Annotated in this window: 18 protein-coding genes; 8 read left to right on the top strand and 10 right to left on the bottom strand. The window is 35.6% G+C overall.

Translation table 11 applies throughout. From position 1 onward, the window contains the following. Positions 1–30: 30 nt before the first annotated feature. From groL to miaB, 8 genes are all read right to left on the bottom strand, one after another. Positions 31–1,659 (bottom strand): chaperonin GroEL, encoded by a 1,629-nt coding sequence (groL, locus tag H602_RS0102300; RefSeq protein WP_026976565.1) that lies wholly within the window; start codon positions 1,657–1,659, stop codon positions 31–33. Between the two features lie 76 nt (positions 1,660–1,735). Beyond that, the gene (locus H602_RS0102295; RefSeq protein ID WP_026976564.1) at positions 1,736–2,011 is read right to left on the bottom strand and encodes a co-chaperone GroES; all 276 of its coding nucleotides are present in this window, start codon (positions 2,009–2,011) and stop codon (positions 1,736–1,738) included. Positions 2,012–2,148: 137 nt separating this feature from the next. Further along, a complete protein-coding gene (gene secG, locus H602_RS0102290) occupies positions 2,149–2,481 on the bottom strand; it encodes a preprotein translocase subunit SecG (protein WP_035758738.1) in 333 nt (110 codons plus the stop codon). 12 nt (positions 2,482–2,493) lie between these two features. Continuing rightward, entirely contained in the window at positions 2,494–3,375 is an 882-nt protein-coding gene (locus H602_RS0102285) for a tetratricopeptide repeat protein (RefSeq protein ID WP_026976562.1), read from the bottom strand. Positions 3,376–3,399: 24 nt separating this feature from the next. Then, the gene (locus H602_RS0102280) at positions 3,400–3,906 is read right to left on the bottom strand and encodes an LptE family protein (RefSeq protein WP_026976561.1); all 507 of its coding nucleotides are present in this window, start codon (positions 3,904–3,906) and stop codon (positions 3,400–3,402) included. 22 nt (positions 3,907–3,928) lie between these two features. Continuing rightward, positions 3,929–5,197 carry a sigma-54 interaction domain-containing protein gene (locus H602_RS0102275; protein ID WP_026976560.1) on the bottom strand — a complete coding sequence of 423 codons (1,269 nt, stop codon included), beginning with the start codon at positions 5,195–5,197 and terminating at the stop codon, positions 3,929–3,931. Between the two features lie 61 nt (positions 5,198–5,258). Then, positions 5,259–5,633, bottom strand: a complete 375-nt coding sequence (locus H602_RS0102270; RefSeq protein WP_026976559.1) for a GxxExxY protein — start codon at positions 5,631–5,633, stop codon at positions 5,259–5,261. Positions 5,634–5,716: 83 nt separating this feature from the next. After that, on the bottom strand, positions 5,717–7,165 hold the full coding sequence (miaB, locus tag H602_RS0102265) for a tRNA (N6-isopentenyl adenosine(37)-C2)-methylthiotransferase MiaB (RefSeq protein ID WP_026976558.1): 1,449 nt from the start codon (positions 7,163–7,165) through the stop codon (positions 5,717–5,719). Between the two features lie 193 nt (positions 7,166–7,358). Between miaB and topA the strand changes: the two genes are divergently transcribed. The 7 genes from topA (at position 7,359) to H602_RS0102230 (ending at position 16,958) form a co-directional block, all read left to right on the top strand. Further along, entirely contained in the window at positions 7,359–9,899 is a 2,541-nt protein-coding gene (topA, locus tag H602_RS0102260) for a type I DNA topoisomerase (RefSeq protein ID WP_026976557.1), read from the top strand. A gap of 3 nt (positions 9,900–9,902) precedes the next feature. Continuing rightward, entirely contained in the window at positions 9,903–11,054 is a 1,152-nt protein-coding gene (locus H602_RS0102255) for a formimidoylglutamase (protein ID WP_026976556.1), read from the top strand. A gap of 144 nt (positions 11,055–11,198) precedes the next feature. Beyond that, a complete protein-coding gene (gene porK, locus H602_RS0102250) occupies positions 11,199–12,581 on the top strand; it encodes a T9SS ring complex lipoprotein PorK/GldK (protein ID WP_026976555.1) in 1,383 nt (460 codons plus the stop codon). 68 nt (positions 12,582–12,649) lie between these two features. Further along, entirely contained in the window at positions 12,650–13,297 is a 648-nt protein-coding gene (porL, locus tag H602_RS0102245; protein ID WP_026976554.1) for a type IX secretion system motor protein PorL/GldL, read from the top strand. A 51-nt stretch (positions 13,298–13,348) separates the two neighbouring features. Beyond that, on the top strand, positions 13,349–14,881 hold the full coding sequence (gene porM / locus H602_RS0102240) for a type IX secretion system motor protein PorM/GldM (protein WP_026976553.1): 1,533 nt from the start codon (positions 13,349–13,351) through the stop codon (positions 14,879–14,881). Between the two features lie 49 nt (positions 14,882–14,930). Beyond that, positions 14,931–15,845, top strand: a complete 915-nt coding sequence (porN, locus tag H602_RS0102235; protein WP_026976552.1) for a type IX secretion system ring subunit PorN/GldN — start codon at positions 14,931–14,933, stop codon at positions 15,843–15,845. A 63-nt stretch (positions 15,846–15,908) separates the two neighbouring features. Further along, positions 15,909–16,958, top strand: a complete 1,050-nt coding sequence (locus H602_RS0102230) for an NAD(P)/FAD-dependent oxidoreductase (RefSeq protein WP_026976551.1) — start codon at positions 15,909–15,911, stop codon at positions 16,956–16,958. On the opposite strand, the gene H602_RS0102225 is transcribed toward H602_RS0102230, so the two are convergent. Then, on the bottom strand, positions 16,955–17,332 hold the full coding sequence (locus H602_RS0102225; RefSeq protein ID WP_026976550.1) for a DUF983 domain-containing protein: 378 nt from the start codon (positions 17,330–17,332) through the stop codon (positions 16,955–16,957). The genes H602_RS0102230 and H602_RS0102225 overlap by 4 nt on opposite strands. A gap of 108 nt (positions 17,333–17,440) precedes the next feature. On the opposite strand from H602_RS0102225, the gene H602_RS0102220 reads away from it, so the two are divergent. Beyond that, a complete protein-coding gene (locus H602_RS0102220) occupies positions 17,441–19,348 on the top strand; it encodes an ABC-F family ATP-binding cassette domain-containing protein (RefSeq protein ID WP_026976549.1) in 1,908 nt (635 codons plus the stop codon). Here the strand turns inward: H602_RS0102220 and H602_RS0102215 are convergent, their stop codons facing one another. Continuing rightward, positions 19,349–20,317, bottom strand: coding sequence for an App1 family protein phosphatidate phosphatase (locus tag H602_RS0102215; RefSeq protein WP_026976548.1), 969 nt, complete (start codon positions 20,315–20,317; stop codon positions 19,349–19,351). Positions 20,318–20,362: the final 45 nt, after the last annotated feature.

The following is a 20,362-nucleotide window of genomic DNA, read 5'->3' as shown; positions in this document are numbered from 1 at the left end:
CGGATCTTTTTATTTCATTGAGATTGAGAATTACATCATTCCCGGCATACCGCCACCCATTGGGCTTCCAGCACCCATTTCTTCTTTAATGTCAATCAATGCACATTCTGTAGTTAAAATCATTCCTGAAACGGATGCAGCATTTTCTAAAGCTACACGCGTTACTTTTTTAGGATCGATAATTCCTGCCAATAGCATGTCTACATACTCATCTGTTTTAGCATTGTATCCGTAGTTTCCTTCGCCTTCCATTACTTTTGCTACTACAACTGAACCTTCAAGTCCTGCGTTTTCAACAATAGTTCTTAATGGCGATTCAATAGCACGCGCTACAATCTGAACTCCTGTAATTTCGTCAGCGTTTTCAGTTTGAATGTCTTTCAATGCCGATTTTGCTCTTAATAAAGCCACACCTCCACCAGCTACAATTCCTTCTTCAACAGCTGCACGAGTGGCATGCAATGCGTCGTCAACTCTGTCTTTTTTCTCTTTCATTTCCACTTCAGAAGCAGCTCCAACATAAAGAACAGCAACACCACCAGCTAATTTAGCCAAACGTTCTTGCAATTTTTCTTTATCGTAATCAGAAGTGGTAGTTTCCATCTGACCTTTGATTTGATTCACACGATTTTTAATCATGTCCGCTTCACCAGCACCGCTTACAATTGTAGTATTGTCTTTATCAATAGTTACTTTTTTAGCAGTACCTAACATTTCAATTGTTGTGTTTTCTAAAGTATAACCTCTTTCTTCAGAAATTACAGTTCCGCCAGTTAAGATTGCAATATCTTCCAACATAGCTTTTCTTCTGTCTCCAAAACCAGGTGCTTTTACTGCAGCAATTTTTAAAGCGCCACGTAATTTATTTACCACCAAAGTAGATAATGCTTCACCATCTACATCTTCAGCAATGATCAATAATGGTTTTCCTGATTGTGCCACTGGCTCTAAAACTGGAAGCAATTCCTTTAATGAAGATACTTTTTTGTCGTACAATAAGATGTAAGGACTTTCTAATTCTGTTTCCATTTTTTCAGGATTGGTAACAAAATAAGGAGAAAGATATCCACGGTCAAACTGCATTCCTTCTACAACATCTACATACGTATCTGTTCCTTTTGCTTCTTCTACAGTAATTACACCTTCGCGTCCTACTTTTGCAAAAGCACTTGCAATTAATTCTCCAACGATGTCATCATTATTAGCAGAAATAGAAGCAATTTGTTTGATCTTATCAGAATCACTACCTACGACTTGTGCTTGTTTCGCTAAATCAGCTACTATAGCTTCAACTGCTTTGTCAATTCCTCTTTTAAGATCCATTGGGTTTGCTCCAGCAGCAACGTTTTTCAAGCCTTCTTTTACAATAGCTTGCGCTAAAACTGTAGCAGTTGTTGTTCCGTCTCCAGCTAAATCATTGGTTTTTGAAGCCACTTCTTTAACCATTTGAGCACCCATATTTTCTAACGGGTCTTTTAATTCGATTTCTTTTGCAACGGTAACACCATCTTTAGTAATTGTCGGTCCACCAAATGATTTTCCAATAATAACATTACGACCTTTTGGTCCTAAAGTTACTTTTACTGCATTTGCCAATGCGTCAACACCACGTTTCAATCCGTCACGTGCTTCAATATCAAATTTTATATCTTTTGCCATCTTAATTTTTTGTTTAAAATTTTATTTGTTTAAAGTTGCGAGAATCTTAATACTTAATTCTCTCTACTTAATACTTTTAAATTATTGCAAGAATGTCATCCTCACGCATAATCAAATAATCAATTCCTTCTAATTTTAATTCTGTTCCTGCGTATTTTCCGTATAAAACTGTATCTCCAATTTTTACCGTCATCAGGTGGTCTTTTGTTCCATTTCCAACTGCTACAACTGTACCTTTTTGTGGTTTTTCTTTTGCTGTATCTGGAATAAAAATTCCTGAAGCCGTTTTGGTTTCAGCAGCTACGGGTTCAATTAAAACGCGATCCGCAAGAGGTTTAATACTTAATGCCATAATACTATGTTTAATGTAAATTATTAGATTTTCTTTGTCTATTTCAGAAATGATGCCAAGGCGGAAAAACTGTCATTTTTACCTAAAAAAAATGCCAGCTTTGACAAGCTGGCATCTCTATTATATTTTGATGTGGATTACTTTGCAGGCAATTCAGCTGCAGGAGTTACTGGTGCTGCAGGAGCTGGAGTTTCCATTTTAGCAGGAGCTGGTGTAGTGTCGTTAAGAATTTTAACGTCTGTACTTCCTGAATTGAAACTTAAACTAGAAAACATAATCAATACAATTAGCAATACGCCAAGTGTCCATGTACTTTTATCTAAAAAGTCGGTTGTTTTTTGTACACCACCCATTTGTTGTGAACCTCCCAATGTAGAAGATAATCCACCACCTTTAGGATTTTGAACCATGACTACCACGATTAATAAAAAGCAAACGATTACGATTAGTACTAAAAAAATTGAAAACATGATTATCTTAAATTAATTGTTATTTTGTTGTAAAACTCTAATATCCGAAATACGGTTTGCAAAGAAAGTACTTTTTTCTGGATATTTCAAAATTAATATCTCATATGCTTGAATTGCTTTTTGAAACTTCCTTTGTTCTAAGTATACTTTGGCTAAAGTTTCAGTCATTAGATAGGATTGGTCTTGGTTTTGCTCAGGTATATGGGCTATTTTGGACATTTCTCGCACAGGAGAAATCTTTGGATTGGTTTCAATAAATCGGTCAATTAATGCTATTTTTTTCTTCTTTTCGGGGTCAATTATTGGATCTGGAAGCTTAGTCTCTGCTTTGTCTGGAGTCTTTTCGCGTTCAATAGGATTGAAATTGGCCAGTTGAAGCCATTCTTGAAAGGAATGCTTTTCTTCTTTTGAAAAATCAAGTGGCTTTCCAATCTCCAGTTTTTCTGAAACTTGTGCTGCTTTTTCCTCGGAAGTCGATGCGATTTCTTCTTCTTCTTGAACAGCATTAATCGAACTCACAATGGATTGCTCTAATGTGGAAGGTGCTACTAAATCTTTAGCAACTGTTGGTGCTACAGTTACAATTTGAAGATCATGAACCATGATATCATTGATAAACGCTTCTTTCTCGTCAATAAATAATTTTTGCACGGGTAAAAAGTCTCCGCTTGTAATGAAGTCAAATAGGACACTCCGATCGGTCGTGTACGCTGCCGTTTTTCGTAAAGCAGGATTATACTGAAAACTTTCTTGATTGTGTAAACCTTTTAAAAGTAATGCTCGTGCACTTTGAAAAAAGGGAAATTCGTTCACGATTTTCTCCAAACCAGCGGTGTGCTTGTCTTTAATAGCATTGGGTTTGTTGAGCAGGTAAGTGAATTCAAAAGTGTTCAAAATAAATGTGTTATAGCGTTATATTTACCATTTGGCTAATGACTCGTTGAAAATGTCCTGTGTAATGCGTTCAAAAATCTCATCTAAAGCAGTAGTCAACTGTGCTCCAGCTGGTAAATTTGTGCCAGGGAAGTCATAGAAAAATGAAAAACTTTTTTCAAAATCATCTGCTTCTTTTTTTCTATTGGTAAAACGCACGTTAATTCGAATGGTCAATCGGTTTTGGGCTGCGCGTTGATCTGCAGTTGCCGTCATCGGTGAAATTCGGTAATCCGTTATTTCGCCTTCATAAACCAAATCACCTCCGGAGTTGGTCAAACTTAGATTGGTTTGATTCTGAATTAAATCTTGCAAACGCAACGTAAATGTACGCTCAATTCCCGGCTCAATCAAGTCGGCCGTGTTTTGAAAATAATTTACTTGAAAGGTTTTGGCATCTATTTTTCCCGTTCCTGTAAAGTTGTAAACAGAACAACTGTTGCATACAAATACAATCAATGAAAGGAATGCGATGTGTTTTAATTTATTCATTGTCATTTAAAATTCAAAGATACTATAAATCAAATTGTTTTATTTTTCTGTACAAAGTTCTTTCAGAAATCCCCAACTCGTCCGCTGCAGCTTTCCGTTTTCCTTTGTTTTTTTCTAATGATTTTTTAATCATTTCGATCTCCTTTTGTTCCAATTTCAAGACCTCTTCTTCTTCAACGGTTTCCGCAAAAAGATAATTGTCCTCGTTTTCATCATAATTGGTGCTCGAAGTTTGCGTTTTAGATGCCATTGGAATTACAGACAAATCATTTTCGTCTTCAAATTCAATTTCATTGTCTTCCTGGCCAGATCCGTAAATTTTCTGAATGAGATTTTTGTTCTTTTCTTGCACTTGACTTGCGCCATTTTCCATTAATTCCATGGTCAATTTCTTCAAATCATTTAAGTCACTTTTCATGTCAAACAAAACTTTGTACAGAATTTCTCTTTCTGTGCCAAAATCAGAATCGCTTTTTTTATCTTTAATAACCGAAGGTAAATTACTGCCTTCCGATGGTAGATACGATTTTAATGTTGCAATTGAAATGTCTCTTGTCGTTTCTAAAACGGATATTTGTTCGGCTACATTTCGAAGTTGTCGAATGTTTCCGCTCCAGCGAAATTGCAACAATAGTTGAACTGCTTGGTCGTCCAGTTTTATCGACGGCATTTTATATTTATGAGCGAAATCAGATGAAAATTTCCTGAACAACAAATGAATGTCTTCTTTTCGTTCCCGAAGTGGCGGAAGGGCAATGTCTACAGTGCTTAGTCTGTAATACAAGTCTTCTCTAAACTTTCCTTTTTCAATTGCTTCAAACATATTTACATTTGTTGCTGCAACGATTCTAACGTCTGTTTTTTGAACTTGAGAAGAACCTACTTTGATGAATTCTCCGTTTTCCAAAACACGTAACAATCGAACTTGCGTTGTTAAAGGTAATTCGCCTACTTCGTCTAAGAAAATAGTTCCGCCACTTGCCACTTCAAAATAGCCTTCACGAGTGGAAGTTGCTCCTGTAAAAGCACCTTTTTCGTGTCCGAATAATTCACTGTCGATGGTTCCTTCAGGAATTGCACCACAGTTTACCGCGATGTATTTCCCATGTTTTCTATGTGAAAGCGAATGGATGATTTTTGGAATACTTTCTTTTCCGACACCACTTTCTCCTACAACTAATACTGAAATATCCGTTGGTGCAACCTGAATTGCTTTTTCAATGGCACGATTGAGCTTTGGATTATTTCCAATAATTTCAAATCGTTGTTTTATAGCTTGAACTGATTCCATGTTTTTTTGTTTTGCCACAGATTAAAATGATAAGCACAGATTTATTTTTAAATCCTGGTAGCTAAATCACATATCTTTTATATTGTAAAGATTTGGTTTGGAAATTTACTAACAAGCCAATTCCTGAATTAGATAATTTTATATAATTTAAAATTTGAGCAACATGTTCATTTGAAAATTCTTTTATGGCTTTAACTTCTAATATTATATCTTCATTTACTACAAAATCTGCATTAAATCTATGGGGTAAAATTATTCCTTTATATTCTACAATGAATTCTTTCTCTCTTACAAAAGGGATATTATTTTCTTTGAATTCTATTTCTAAAGCATCCTTATAAATTATTTCTAATAGTCCAGGGCCTAAATTTCTATGCACTTCCATACAAAGTCCTATAATCTTATAAGTCTCTTCTTCTTTGTAGTGATTCTCCATAAATTATTTTCTTTTTAAATAACTTTCACTAGTTTTAATTTCATAAAAATCTTTTAAATCTTTTAAATCTGTGGCATATCTTTTTAATTCATTTCCGAGTAGCCTTGTGCAATTCCTTTTAAAGTTCCGCTGGTGCAATCAGTGATTTTAATATTTACAAATTCTCCTACTTTGTAATGTTCCTTTGGAAAAACAACCATAATACTTTGTGAAGTTCTACCAGCCCATTCATTCGTAGAACGTTTGGATTCTTTTTCAATTAAAACTTCTACCGTTTGGTTTAGAAATTCTTGTGTTCTAAAAGCACTGTGTTCGCGTTGCAAATCTACAATTTCTTGCAAACGACGTGATTTTGTCAGTTCTGGAACATCGTCTTCCATTTTTCTTCCCGCCATTGTTCCTGGTCGTTCAGAATAAGCATACATGTAACCAAAACTATATTTTACGTGAGACATCAAACTCATCGTATCTTTGTGGTCTTGTTCCGTTTCTGTTGGAAATCCAGCAATCATATCTTGCGTTACGGCACAATTTGGAATAATAGAACGGATTTTATCAATTAAGGTAAAATACTCTTCTCTGGTGTGCAAGCGATTCATTGCTTTCAGAATTCTATCGCTTCCCGATTGAACAGGCAAATGAATGTGTTTACAAATATTATCATATTTTGCAATAATGTGCAAAACCGGTTCGTGCATATCTTGCGGATTCGACGTTGAAAATCGAATACGCATTTTAGGAAATGTTACGGCAACTGTTTCTAAAAGCTGGGCAAAATCTACGGAAGTCGCTTTCGCAAAATCAGAAGCATTGTCAAAGTCTTTTTTCAATCCGCCACCATACCATAAATAGCTGTCTACATTTTGACCTAAAAGTGTAATTTCTTTATAACCTGTGTCCCAAAGTTTTTGAATTTCAGTAATAATACTTTCCGGTTCGCGACTTCTTTCACGGCCACGTGTGAACGGAACTACGCAAAATGTACACATATTATCACATCCACGAGTAATGGAAACAAAAGCCGAAATTCCATTTGAGTTCAAACGGACAGGAGAAATATCGCCATAAGTTTCGTCTTTCGATAAAATTACGTTGATTGCATCATGACCGGATTCTACTTCTGCAAGTAAATTAGGTAAATCTTTATAAGCATCGGGACCTACAACAAGATCTACGATTTTTTCTTCTTCTAAAAATTGTGTTTTCAAACGTTCTGCCATGCAACCTAAAACGCCGACTTTCATCTTTGGATTCAAATCACGCTTAACCGCATTGTATTTTTCTAAACGTTTTCGAATGGTTTGTTCCGCCTTGTCACGGATGGAACACGTATTTATTAGCACTAAATCCGCTTCTTCTAGTATAGTAGTGGTGTTGTAATTATTATCAGATAAAATGGAAGCCACGACTTCGCTATCTGAGAAATTCATGGCGCAACCATAACTTTCAATAAATAATTTCTTTGAATTTTGTGCTTTATTTTCTAAAACCAAGCTTTCGCCTTGTTTGCTTTCTTCAATAGTCTTTTCCATGGTCGTATAAAGTAGGAATTTTTCCGTTTGCAAATATAGCTTTTTTTAATAGGTTGTGACAACTTGGCAGATTGAGTTTAACAAAATAATGGTTATTAATTGGTAATCAATATCAGCCATTTGACCACAAAAACACACAATAAATCGAATTTTTAAAAAAAACAATTACTTTTGCCTCAGATATAAAAGCGATATGGCAAAGAATTTAGTGATAGTGGAGTCACCTGCGAAAGCAAAAACGATAGAGAAATTTTTAGGAAGTGATTATCAAGTAGAGTCCAGTTATGGACATATTGCAGATTTACCTTCCAAAGAAATTGGGGTTGATGTTGAAAATAAATTTAAACCAAAATACGAAGTTTCTCCTGATAAAAAAGCCTTGGTGACCAAACTTAAAGGACTTGCCAAGAAAGCCGATATGGTTTGGTTGGCTTCCGATGAGGATCGCGAGGGTGAAGCGATTTCTTGGCATTTAGCCGAAGAATTGAAATTGGATAAAAGTAAAACCAAGCGAATTGTTTTTCACGAAATTACAAAGACAGCAATTTTAAAAGCAATTGATAATCCAAGAGAGATTGATTATAATTTGGTAAATGCGCAACAAGCGCGACGCGTTTTAGACCGTTTAGTGGGTTATGAATTGTCGCCTGTTTTATGGCGAAAAATTAAAGGCGGATTATCTGCCGGACGTGTTCAGTCGGTTTCAGTGCGTTTGATTGTAGAACGTGAACGAGAAATTCAAAACTTTAATGCAATAGCATCGTATTCAATTGTAGCTGAATTTGCAAACGAGTCTGGAAAAACATTCAAAGCAAAATTACCTAAGAATTTTTCCACGAAAAAAGAAGCAGAAGACTTTTTAAATAAAAATAGTAGCTCTATATATAAGGTAGCGGATTTAGAAACAAAACCTACCAAAAAATCGCCAACAGCACCTTTTACGACTTCGACTTTGCAACAAGAAGCAGCTCGTAAATTGTATTTGCCTGTTGGAATCACGATGCAATTGGCACAAAGATTATACGAAGCGGGACTTATTACCTATATGAGAACGGACAGTGTGAATCTTTCAAAAGATGCAATGAATGCGGCTGAAGCGGAGATTATTCGTTCTTATGGAAAGGAATTTTCTCATCCGAGAACATTTACCAATAAAAGTAAAGGAGCTCAAGAAGCCCACGAAGCGATTCGTCCAACCGATATGTCGCAACATACGGTAAATATTGACCGTGATCAAGCAAGACTGTACGATTTGATTTGGAAAAGAACATTGGCTTCGCAAATGAGTGATGCTAAATTGGAACGTACAAACGTAAAAATTCAAGCCAATAATCACGACGAAATTTTCGCGGCAACTGGAGAAGTATTGCTTTTTGAAGGATTCTTAAAAGTATATTTGGAAGGAAATGACGAGGATGATGAAGAACAAGAAGGGTTATTGCCTGCTTTAAAAGTAAGTGAAAAACTACAAAATAATTATATTACAGCAACCGAACGTTATACAAGAGCTCCTGCTCGATATACGGAAGCTTCTCTAGTGAAGAAATTGGAAGAATTAGGTATTGGTCGTCCTTCTACTTATGCCCCAACTATTTCAACTATCATCAACAGAAATTATGTTGAAAAAGGAACATTAGAAGGTCAAGAACGAAATTACACACAACTTACTTTGGCTGCTGGAAAAGTAGGAGAGAAGTTGTTAACAGAAAATACAGGTTCTGATAAAGGGAAATTAGTACCTACGGATATTGGTACAATCGTGACTGATTTCTTAGTTAAAAACTTTGAACGCATTTTAGATTACAATTTTACAGCGAAAGTAGAGCAAGATTTTGATGAAATTGCAGAAGGAAACGTCGATTGGCATAAAATGATGCAAGAGTTTTACGACCAGTTTCATCCTAATGTAAAAGATGTTGAAGCAAACGCTGAACGGGAATCAGGAGAACGTATTTTAGGAACCGACCCAAAATCAGGGAAGCCGGTGAGTGTTCGTTTAGGTAAATTTGGCCCGATGGCTCAAATAGGTAATGCTGAAGATGAAGAAAAAATATTTGCAAGTTTATTGAATGAGCAAAATATTGGTACAATCACTTTAGAAGATGCGTTAAAATTGTTTTTATTGCCAAAAAATCTTGGCGTATATAAAGGAGAAGAAGTAGAAGTAAATAACGGTCGTTTTGGACCTTACGTTCGTTTCGGAACGATGTTTATTTCATTGCCTAAAGGAGAAGATCCAATGGATGTGACTTTAGTTCGTGCAGAAGAACTGATTGATGAGAAGGAAAAAGCGGACGCACCCATTGCAACTTACAAAGAAGAACCGGTCCAAAAAGGAGTGGGGCGTTTTGGTCCATTCTTGAAGTGGAGCGGTATGTTCATCAATGTGAACAAGAAATACAATTTTGATAACCTTTCACAAGCAGATATTGTTGAGTTGATTGAAGATAAAATTCAGAAGGAAATTGATAAAGTACTCCATCATTGGCCTGACGAAGGAATTAAGGTGGAAAAAGCGCGTTGGGGTCGCTCAGTAATTACAAAAGGTAAAATTAAAATTGAGTTGCCTAAAGAAGTAGACGCGGCTGCATTGACATTTGCGGAAGTAACAGAGATGATTGCTAAAAAGACGCCTGCTAAGAAAACAGCTGCGAAAAAAGCACCTGCGAAGAAAGCAACTGCAACAAAGAAAACAACAACAACAGCAAAAAAAGCACCAGTAAAAAAGAAATAATAAATGGAATTTGATTTTTTACATCCACTGAATAAAGAAATGATCCACTATGTTCAATCGCTTTCTTCTCAAAATCTGGGAAGCAAAGTGGTTCTGCATTCAGAAACTGATTTTCCAGATTTAGATAAAGTTCAAATTGCGATTATTGGCGTTTTGGAAAATAGAGGTGGAGCAATACAAGTGGGTGAACTTGATTTAACAGAAATCCGCAAAGAATTTTACGGCTTATATCCTGGAAATTGGCATACAAGTTTTGCAGATTTAGGCGATATTCGTGCAGGTGAGGAATTAAGCGATACCTATTTTGCGGTAAAATCCGTGGTTTCATCCCTTATTAAGAAAAATATTATTCCAATTATCATTGGCGGTAGTCAGGATCTAACGTACGCCATGTACCGCGCTTATGATGTATTGGAGCAAATGGTAAATTTAGTTTCTATTGATAGTAAATTTGATTTAGGAAAGGAAAACGCCGCAGACATGTCCTCGTCATACTTAACACGCATGATCATTGAAGAGCCCAATAACCTGTTTAATTATAGTGTTGTGGGGTATCAAACCTACTTAAATGCGCAAGAAGAAATTGATTTGATGGACAAATTATTCTTTGAAAGCTACCGTTTGGGCGAGATCTGCAATAATATTAGTGTTTCTGAACCCATATTTAGAGATGCTGATATAGTAAGTGTAGATTTAACATCAATCCAATCGTCAAGTTCAGGTAATTTTGTTACTTTTACCCCGAATGGTTTTAACGGTAAAGAAATATGTTCTTTAGCACGATATGCGGGAATTAGTGATAAAGTCACATTATTTGGGATATTTAATCATAATAATTCAAAACCAGAAGCGGCTTTAATTGCACAAATCATTTGGTACTTTTTGGAAGGCTATCAATATCGGTCAAATGAGTATCCTTTTAGTGCAAAAGATAATTATTTTAAATATATTGTGCCACTCGAACAAGAAGAATTGGTGTTTTACAAGAGTGATATCACAGACCGATGGTGGATTGAAGTCTCGCAAATGATTCATTCTCATACTAAAACAGTGAAAAAAACGTTATTACCGTGTTCGTATGAAGATTATTTAGGTGCAATTGAACAGGAAATCCCTGAGCGCTGGTGGAAGACGCAACGAAAAAGCATTATTTAACAGCAAGTTAACGTAGATATAAATTTTTTGCAAGAAACATTTCACATAATTTTAAGTAATTGTTTTAAAAAAAATTGTTTATATAAAAAAAAATAAATAGGTTTACGACCTTAAAATTAAGAATATTTTATAACCCAAATTTATATGAAGAAGTTCATTGCATTTGCAGCATTATCCTCATTTTTGTTCAGCTGTGGTTCAGGAGACAAAGGGGAGTTAGTCGGAGTTCAAGGAAAAAAATGGCATCCTGAAAAACCTTATGGAATGTCTTTAGTTCCTGGAGGTTCCTACATTATGGGTAAATCAGATGATGATTTGGCTAATATTGGTGATGCTCCAACTAAAACAGTTACAGTTCGTTCATTCTATATGGATGAAACTGAAATCACAAACAGTGAGTACCGTCAGTTTGTAGAATGGGTAAAAGATTCTACAATCCGTGTTCGATTGGCTATTATGGCTGAAGATCAAGGTCAGACAAGTACTGGTGGAAATAAAGGTACCTCCATTGGAGATTTTGCGTTTGCTGATGCAAATCCAGAGACCATGACTCCTTATGATAAATACATGTACGAAAACTATTACAGTATCGGTACAGAAGACGATATGTATGCAGGACGTAAAGTAAATAAGAAAGTGAAGTTGATTACCGATACGGCAAAGTATCCAGATGAGTATTATTCTGAAGTAATGGACTCGATGTACTTACCTTTAGAGGAATCTTACAATGGATTGCGCACAATCGACGTTAGTAAATTGCAATTTCGTTACACGGAAGTTAATTTAAATGACGCCGTTAAGAAAAAAGGAAGAAAAGGTTTTATTAAAAAATCTGAACCAGTAGAAATTTATCCAGATACTACATCTTGGATTAAAGATTTTGCTTACTCTTATAATGAGCCAATGCACAATGATTATTTCTGGCACCAAGCATACAGCGATTATCCTGTAGTGGGTGTAAACTGGAAGCAAGCAAAAGCGTTCTGTGCATGGAGAACTTTGTATAAAAACTCACACATTAAATCTAAAGGTAAGAAAGGTCGTAATTTAATTAACTCTTTCCGTTTGCCGATGGAAGCAGAATGGGAATACGCTGCTAGAGGTGGTTTGCAATCAGGTACTTACCCATGGGGTGGTCCTTACACTAAAAACGATAGAGCATGTTTCTTAGCTAACTTTAAACCAAATCGTGGTGACTATGCTGCTGATGGTGCTTTGTACACTGTTGAAGCCAAGTCATACGATCCAAATGGATATAACCTTTATAACATGGCAGGAAACGTTTCAGAATGGACGGATTCTTCTTATGATGCAGGAGCTTACGAATTTGTTTCTACAATGAATCCAAATGTGCCAGACAGTAAAAACTTCAGAAAAGTATTACGTGGTGGTTCTTGGAAAGATGTAGCTTATATGTTACAAGTAAGCACACGTGATTTCGAATATGCTGATACAGCGAGAAGTTACATCGGATTCCGTACTGTTCAAGATTATATGGGAACTGAAACCACAGGGGTGAATAAATAATCCCTCAAATCAAATTGTATTTAACCAAACTTTATAACTAACTAAATTAACTAAAACAAATTATTATTATGGCATTATTAAGCAAAAAAACAATGAATTTCGCTTACGGTATGGGAGCTGCGGTTGTTATCCTTGGAGCATTATTTAAAATTACTCACATCGAATTTGGATTTCTTACAGGTAATTTAATGCTTACAATTGGTCTTGTCGTGGAGGCATTGATTTTTGCACTTTCGGCTTTTGAACCAGTAGACAACGAACTGGATTGGACATTGGTTTACCCAGAATTAGCAGGTGGTCAAGCTAAAAAAGTAGAATTGAAAAAAGAAAATCCTACTGAAGCACAAGGTTTATTATCTCAAAAATTGGATAACTTATTAAAAGAAGCAAAAATTGACGGTCAAATGATGGCAAGTTTAGGAAACAGCATCAAGAATTTCGAATCTGCTGCTAAAGGTATTTCTCCAGCTGCTGACGGAATTGCTGCAACTAAAAAATACAGTGAAGAATTGTCTATGGCTGCTGCGCAAATGGAATCATTAAACAGTTTGTACAAAGTACAATTGGAAAGTGCTTCTAGAAATGCTGAGGCTAACAAAGAAATCGCTGATAACGCATCTAAATTAAAAGACCAAATGCAGTCTATGACAGCAAATATTGCTTCATTGAACAACGTTTATGGTGGAATGCTTTCTGCAATGAGTAACAAAGGATAATTAGTTTTACACTATATTTTCATTAACAAAATAAAACAAAACTAATTAAAGATGGCAGGAGGAAAATTAACCCCTAGACAAAAGATGATTAACCTAATGTACTTGGTTTTCATCGCGATGTTAGCATTAAATATGTCCAAAGAAGTACTTTCGGCATTTGGTATGATGAATGAAAAATTCGAAGCTGCAAATGAGACTTCAAATCTATCCAATCAACAAATGATGGCTGCGCTTGATGCGAAAGCTAGTGAATCGAAAGGTGACTTTATCGCAGCTGCAGTTACAGGACATAAAGTTGAAGCAGCTACAAAAAAATTCTTTGACTTTGTTGCAACAGCAAAAGGAGAAGTTTTAACAGGAGTAGAAGCAGAAGAGGGAAAACTTCCTTACGAAGAAATGGATAAGGCAGATAACCTAAATAACAGTTGGTTTGCAAGTACAGGTTTGTCTGATCGTGGAAATGCGGTTATGAGTGCGATCGAGACTTACAAATCTGAAATGAAAGCTGCTTTAGGAACAGAAGCAAAATACGCTAGTGTTTTGAATCAAGTAAATAACGCTTTTGATATATCTGATGTTGAAAATAAAGATGGTATTAAAGTAAAGTTTTTAGAATATCATTTTCAAGGCTTTCCAGCAATTGCATCTTTAGCAAAATTATCAGCTTGGCAAAGTGATGCAAAAAAAGCAGAATCTGATGTAATCAGTGCTGCTTTAGGAAAAGCGGCTATGAGTGAAGCTTCTATGAGTAAGTTTCAAGCAATCGTGGTTCTTGATAAGAATGCTTATTTCCAAGGCGAAAAAGTTACTGGTAAAGTAGTTTTAGGGAAATATGACCCTAACGCAAAATTTACAGATTTTAAAGGTCCAGGAAAATTAGAAAATGGTCAAGCTGTTTTATCTATGGTAGCTGGTGGAGTTGGTGAGCAAAAAATTGGAGGATCTTTTAACTTCATGGAAAATGGTAAACCAATTAATTTACCTTTTAATGGTACGTACGTTGTTGTACCTCGTCCTAATTCTGCTACGATTTCTGCTGATAAAATGAATGTTGTGTACAGAGGTGTTGTTAATCCAATGACTATATCTTTTGCAGGTGTTTCTGATTCAGATGTTAATGCATCAGGAGCAGGATTAACTAAAGCAGGAAATGGTAAATATAATATGAGTCCTGGTCAAGGTGCTGAAGTTGTGATTAACGTTACTGGTAAGTTGCCTGATGGAACTTCCGCAAATGATAAGAAAGTATTCAGGATTAAAAATATTCCTGCTCCACAAGGTGCAATTGGTGGAACTGTTGGTGAAACATCTGGAGCAAAAGGGCGTTTAGCTGTTTCTCAAATTACAGCACAATTAGTTGATTTTGATTTTGATGTAAACTTAAAAGTAACACAATTTACTTTTAGAGTGTCAGGTCAGCCTTCAGTTGTTGTGAATGGTGATAGAGTTAACAAGCAATGTGAGGCTGCAATGGCTAGAGCATCGAGAGGTGATATCGTTACAATTTCTGAGATTAAAACTAAAATTGAAGGTTCTCCAATTATCTTGCGTCAAACTGCACCTGCTTTTTACGAAATTAAATAATAATAATACTGTTTTGACGTTTTAAACTCAAATCACATTAACACGAACTATGAATTGTAGAAACTTTTTATCACTAATCATTTTAGTAGCAGGTAGCGTTACAGCTTCTGCACAATCTAACTTGTTGAACGCAAAAACTCCAGAAGAAATCGGTAAGAAATCGGAGGCGCAATTGCTCGCAGATAATGATAAGCCATTGCCTTACGGGTTTGTGGACGATCGTGATATCTTAATGGGCAAAGCAGTTTGGGAAGTCATCGATCTAGATGAAAGAGTGAATTTCCCTCTATATTTCCCTATTGATACGGCTAACATCGGACCAAACAGAAGATCCCTTTTTCATGTACTTCTTGGAGGTATTAAAGATGGTAGTATAACTGAAGTGTATGCTGATAGCTATTTCAATACAAAACGTACTTTGAAAGAAATGGAAAACTCTTTCAAATTTAGAGATACTATTGATGCTGGACGTGATGAGATTAACACGTATTACGATGACTATATGTCGGGTAAAAAAGTGTTGGATCCACAGTACATTGACGAACGATTTTTAGTGTCGCAAGATGTTTCGGGTTACAAGATCAAAGGAATGTGGTATTTTGACAAACGTCAAGGCGAATTAAAATACAGAATGATCGGGATTTGTCCTGTTGCAAAAGAGGCAAGAGATTCTGGGAATGATGATGCGATAGCTATTGAGTTGTTTTGGATTTACTTTCCAGCAGCACGAGAAATATTGAATCAGTCCTATGCATTTAACGATAGGAATTCAGCAGCTCCAGTTTCATTTGACCGTTTGCTAAACTCTAGACGTTTTAGCGCGGTAATTTATCAAGAAGAGAATGTGTACGGAGATCGTGAGATTGAAAAATACATGAAGGATAATTCACAGTTGCAATTGCTAGAAGCAGAACGCGTGAAGGACAAAATCAGAGATTTTGAACAAGATATGTGGAATTACTAATTGTAGTTTCATTTTAAAACTAAAACTCTTACCATTTGGTAAGAGTTTTTTTATTTTTGCACTATGGTAGATTATTTAATTGTTGGAGGCGGTATTGCAGGCTTATGCTTTGCAGAACTTTGTTACCAAAACGGTAAAAGTTTTAAGTTAGTTACTGATGCTTCCCAAAATTCCTCCCGAATTGCTGGAGGATTGTACAACCCAGTCATACTAAAAAGATTTACGGGATTAGAAGACGCTGGATTGCAATTGGATTACTTGGAGGAATTCTATAGTACAATTGAAAAAAGAATTGGCGTTCAGATCAATTTTCCATTGCCATTACTAAGAAAATTTTTTTCTGTCGAAGAACAAAATAATTGGTATCAAGCTGCCGATCAACCCAAAATGACTCCATTCCTTTCCACAACAATCGTTAAAAAAGTGATTCCAGGTATAGATGCTCCTTTTAATTATGGACGTGTCTTAAGAACGGGTTATTTAGATACTTTACTCTTTGTGGAAACCTACCAGCATTTCTTAGATTGTAATGGAGACTTGTTTTCTGAAAGTTTTGATCATTCAACACTCAAAATTAAAGACGATAGTTGTGCCTATAATGGAATTGAAGCCAAAAAAGTGGTGTTTGCAGAAGGTTTTGGTATTCACGCGAATCCTTATTTCAACTATTTGCCTCTTGACGGTACAAAAGGCGAACTTTTTATCATCAAAGCACCTGAATTGAAGTTAACAGATATAATGAATACTAGTGTCTTTATTTTGCCATTAGGCGGCGATTTTTTCAAGGTTGGTGCAACTTACAATTGGCACGACAAAACTGATGTTCCTACAGAGGAAGGTAAAGAGGAGTTAGTGTCAAGAATTAAGGAAATTCTACAATGTGATTTTGAAATTATCTCGCACATGGCGGGTGTCCGTCCTACAGTGAAAGATCGAAAACCACTTTTAGGTTCACATGCTATGCATAGAAATATTTTGGTCTTAAATGGTTTAGGAACAAGAGGAGTTATGTTAGGACCTTATTCTGCACGGATGTTATTTCAGTTTGCTGAAAATGGCACTGAAATTCCTTTACATTACTCTATTGCCCGTTTCAAGAAAAAGAGTGTCTAGCTCTTTAAATCTGGTTTATAGGAAACAAACAGATTGATGTAAATATTTCGGGACAGACGCATCACTAATGGAAATGATAAAATAAGTACAACCATGATACTAATGAACGAAGTTAACATGCTTCTGTCAAATTGAAAAACAATAATAAAAGTCAAAATACCTATGGCTACATTTAGACCATAACTTACATACATTGCACCGTAAAAAAATGAAGGCTCGATCTGATATTTCAGTCCGCAGTGGCTGCAATTCTCCTTCATTTTGATAATATTACTCAAATGTAAGAGGTTTTTGTCTTGGTACATCGATTCTTTTTGACATCGAGGACAAGTTCCTGTTAAAATACTATATAATTTGGATCCTTTTTTTAACATTTGCAGATTATTACTGATTTAAATTTTCGTTCGAATTATCGATATGCAAATTTACAAATTAACTCATTCAATTTTGAAGTTTATCTTCAAAGAATTTAAAAATTTATTATGCTTAACATACACAATTTATCCGTTTCGTTTGGTGGGACGTTTCTTTTTGAAGAAGTAACCTTTCGTTTGGGAGCGGGAGATCGCGTAGGTCTTGTTGGGAAAAATGGCGCTGGGAAATCAACCATGCTAAAAATTTTGGCTGGAGATTTTGCTCCGGATAGTGGAGTAATTTCACAGGAAAAAGAAATCCGTATGGGTTTTTTACGTCAAGATATTGATTTTGAACAAGGTCGAACGGTTTTAGAAGAAGCATATGAAGCTTTTGTAGATATTAAAATTGTAGAGAAAAAACTAGAGGAAGTAAATCACCAATTGGTTACTCGTACCGATTATGAATCCGAAGAATATAGCAAAATCATTGAAGATTTAGGAGATTATACCCACCGATTCGAACTTTTGGGCGGTTATAATTATGTTGGAGATACAGAGAAAATTCTTTTAGGATTAGGTTTTAAAAGAGAAGTTTTCAATAATCAAACCGAAACTTTTTCGGGTGGATGGAGAATGCGTATTGAATTAGCGAAACTGCTTTTGCAAAATAACGACGTATTACTTCTGGATGAGCCTACCAATCACTTGGATATAGAAAGTATCATTTGGTTGGAAAGCTTCTTGAGAAATTACCCCGGAGTGGTGGTAATTGTTTCGCATGATAAAATGTTTTTAGATAACGTAACCAACCGTACTATAGAAATTTCGTTGGGAAAAGCCTACGATTTCAATAAACCGTATTCGGAATATTTAGAATTGCGTCATGAAATTCGTGAAAAACAGTTGGCAACGCAGAAAAACCAAGCAAAAAAAATTGAAGAAACGGAGAAACTTATTGAGAAGTTTAGAGCAAAAGCATCTAAAGCATCGATGGCACAATCTTTAATTAAAAAGCTGGATAAAGTAGAACGTATTGAAGTGGATGAAGACGATAACTCAGTGATGAACATCTCTTTTCCAGTTTCAAAAGTTCCAGGTAGAGTTGTTGTTGAAGCAGAACATGTAACAAAGGCATACGGTAGCAATACCATTTTGAAAGACATTTCGCTTTTGGTGGAACGCGGAAGTAAAATTGCTTTTGTAGGTCAGAATGGTCAAGGGAAATCAACATTTATCAAAGCGATTGTAAATGAATTTGAATTTGAAGGTGAAATTAAATTGGGACATAACGTTCAAATTGGATATTTTGCACAAAATCAAGCCGAATATTTAGACGGAGAAATCACGCTTTTGCAAACCATGGAGGATGCGGCAACCGATACCAATCGGGCCAAAGTTCGCGATATGCTGGGTTCTTTCTTGTTCAGAGGTGATGATGTAGAAAAAAAGGTAAAAGTGCTTTCTGGTGGCGAAAGAAACCGTTTAGCGTTGTGTAAATTGCTTCTACAACCCATCAACGTTCTTGTGATGGATGAGCCTACGAATCACTTGGATATAAAATCCAAAAATGTGTTGAAAGCAGCGTTGCAAAAATATGAAGGAACATTATTACTCGTTTCACACGATAGAGATTTTCTTCAAGGAATGTCCAATTTGGTTTACGAATTTAGAGACCAGAAAATCAAGGAATATTTAGGCGATATTAATTATTTCTTGGAACAACGCAATTTGGAGAACATGCGTGAAGTGGAGAAGAAAGACATTGCAAAAAAAGAGAATGCCAAGGAAAATAACAAATCTTCTTACGAAGATCAGAAGAAAAATAAATCGTTGCAAAACCGTTTAAGCAAAGTGGAAAGCCAGATTAAACAGTTGGAAAACGACATTCAGAAAGACGATAAAGCCTTAGCGGCAAATTACGACAAGCATATTGAAGATGCGAGTTTCTTTATGGCATACAACAAAAAGAAGAAAGATCTAGATCAACTTTTAGCAGATTGGGAAGTGGTACAAGGCGAAATTGACGCTCTGTAATTATTTGATCAATCCAATTCGCTTGGAATGTGCAATGGCTTCATTGCTGTCGCGAAAATAACAAATTTTAACACCCAAAGTGCTTATGTTTTCTAAGGCACTTTGGGTTTTTTGTTTTTTGTTCTTTCCGGTTTGCCTGATGTAAACTGCCATTACATTTACGGGGAAAATCTTGCAAATACTCTCGTATAAATACGGATCTTCTTGCGAATCATCGCCAAGCAACGTATAATTTAAGTTAGGATAAAACTCCAAAATGTGCTTGATTTTTTCAAATTTATGATTGTGATCACCACGTCCCGTCAAGAAAAAATCCATTAAACTCGTTTTGATGTCTTTCAATAAAAGCACCGCTCGTGGCAACTGGTTCAATTCTGTAAATTCAACAATAAAACGGTACAAATTCCACTCGCTACTTGAAACATAGAAAAAAGCATTTTGCTCTTCTTTATTGTTTCTTCCGGCAGTACTTAAAGCTTGATAATGCGGTACCACTCCTTCAAAAACTTTCCTTGTATTTACGTTTCTAAACAATAAAATGAATAGTTTTTTAAACGCATTATGGGTATGGGAAACTAAAAAAGTATCATCAATATCTGAAATAAAACCTAAATTCCCATCAATTGGTCGGACGTAAGTTCCAATTTCTTCAATCTTTTTTCCCTCATAAAATATATGCACTTTATAATCCAACCAGCCGTAGCCTAAAATTTCTTTTATTGGAATACAGAATTTAAAATACCCATCTGCAAGTGTTTTGGTATGAATGATTTTTCCATTGCGTTCTAAATAAACATCCGCATTTGACTGTGTTTTGGTTTGAAACATTCGGATAATCGAACGTGCGTTTTTAAACTTCTTTTTTTGAAAATCGTATTCTTCTTGGGTGGTAGGTCTAAAAACATGACCCATGACAATTAATTCTTGCTCATTCGCATAGCCTCTGTATAACTTTAAGATGGGTTTCATAACGGTAAAGTTAAGTGGTATATCTGTATTTACCGAATCGATTAT

The sequence above is a fragment of the Flavobacterium tegetincola DSM 22377 genome (assembly GCF_000425485.1).
GTDB classification, from domain to species: Bacteria; Bacteroidota; Bacteroidia; order Flavobacteriales; family Flavobacteriaceae; genus Flavobacterium; species Flavobacterium tegetincola.
Note: the sequence above shows the minus strand (reverse complement) of the source record. Positions and strands in the feature narration are given on the sequence as shown.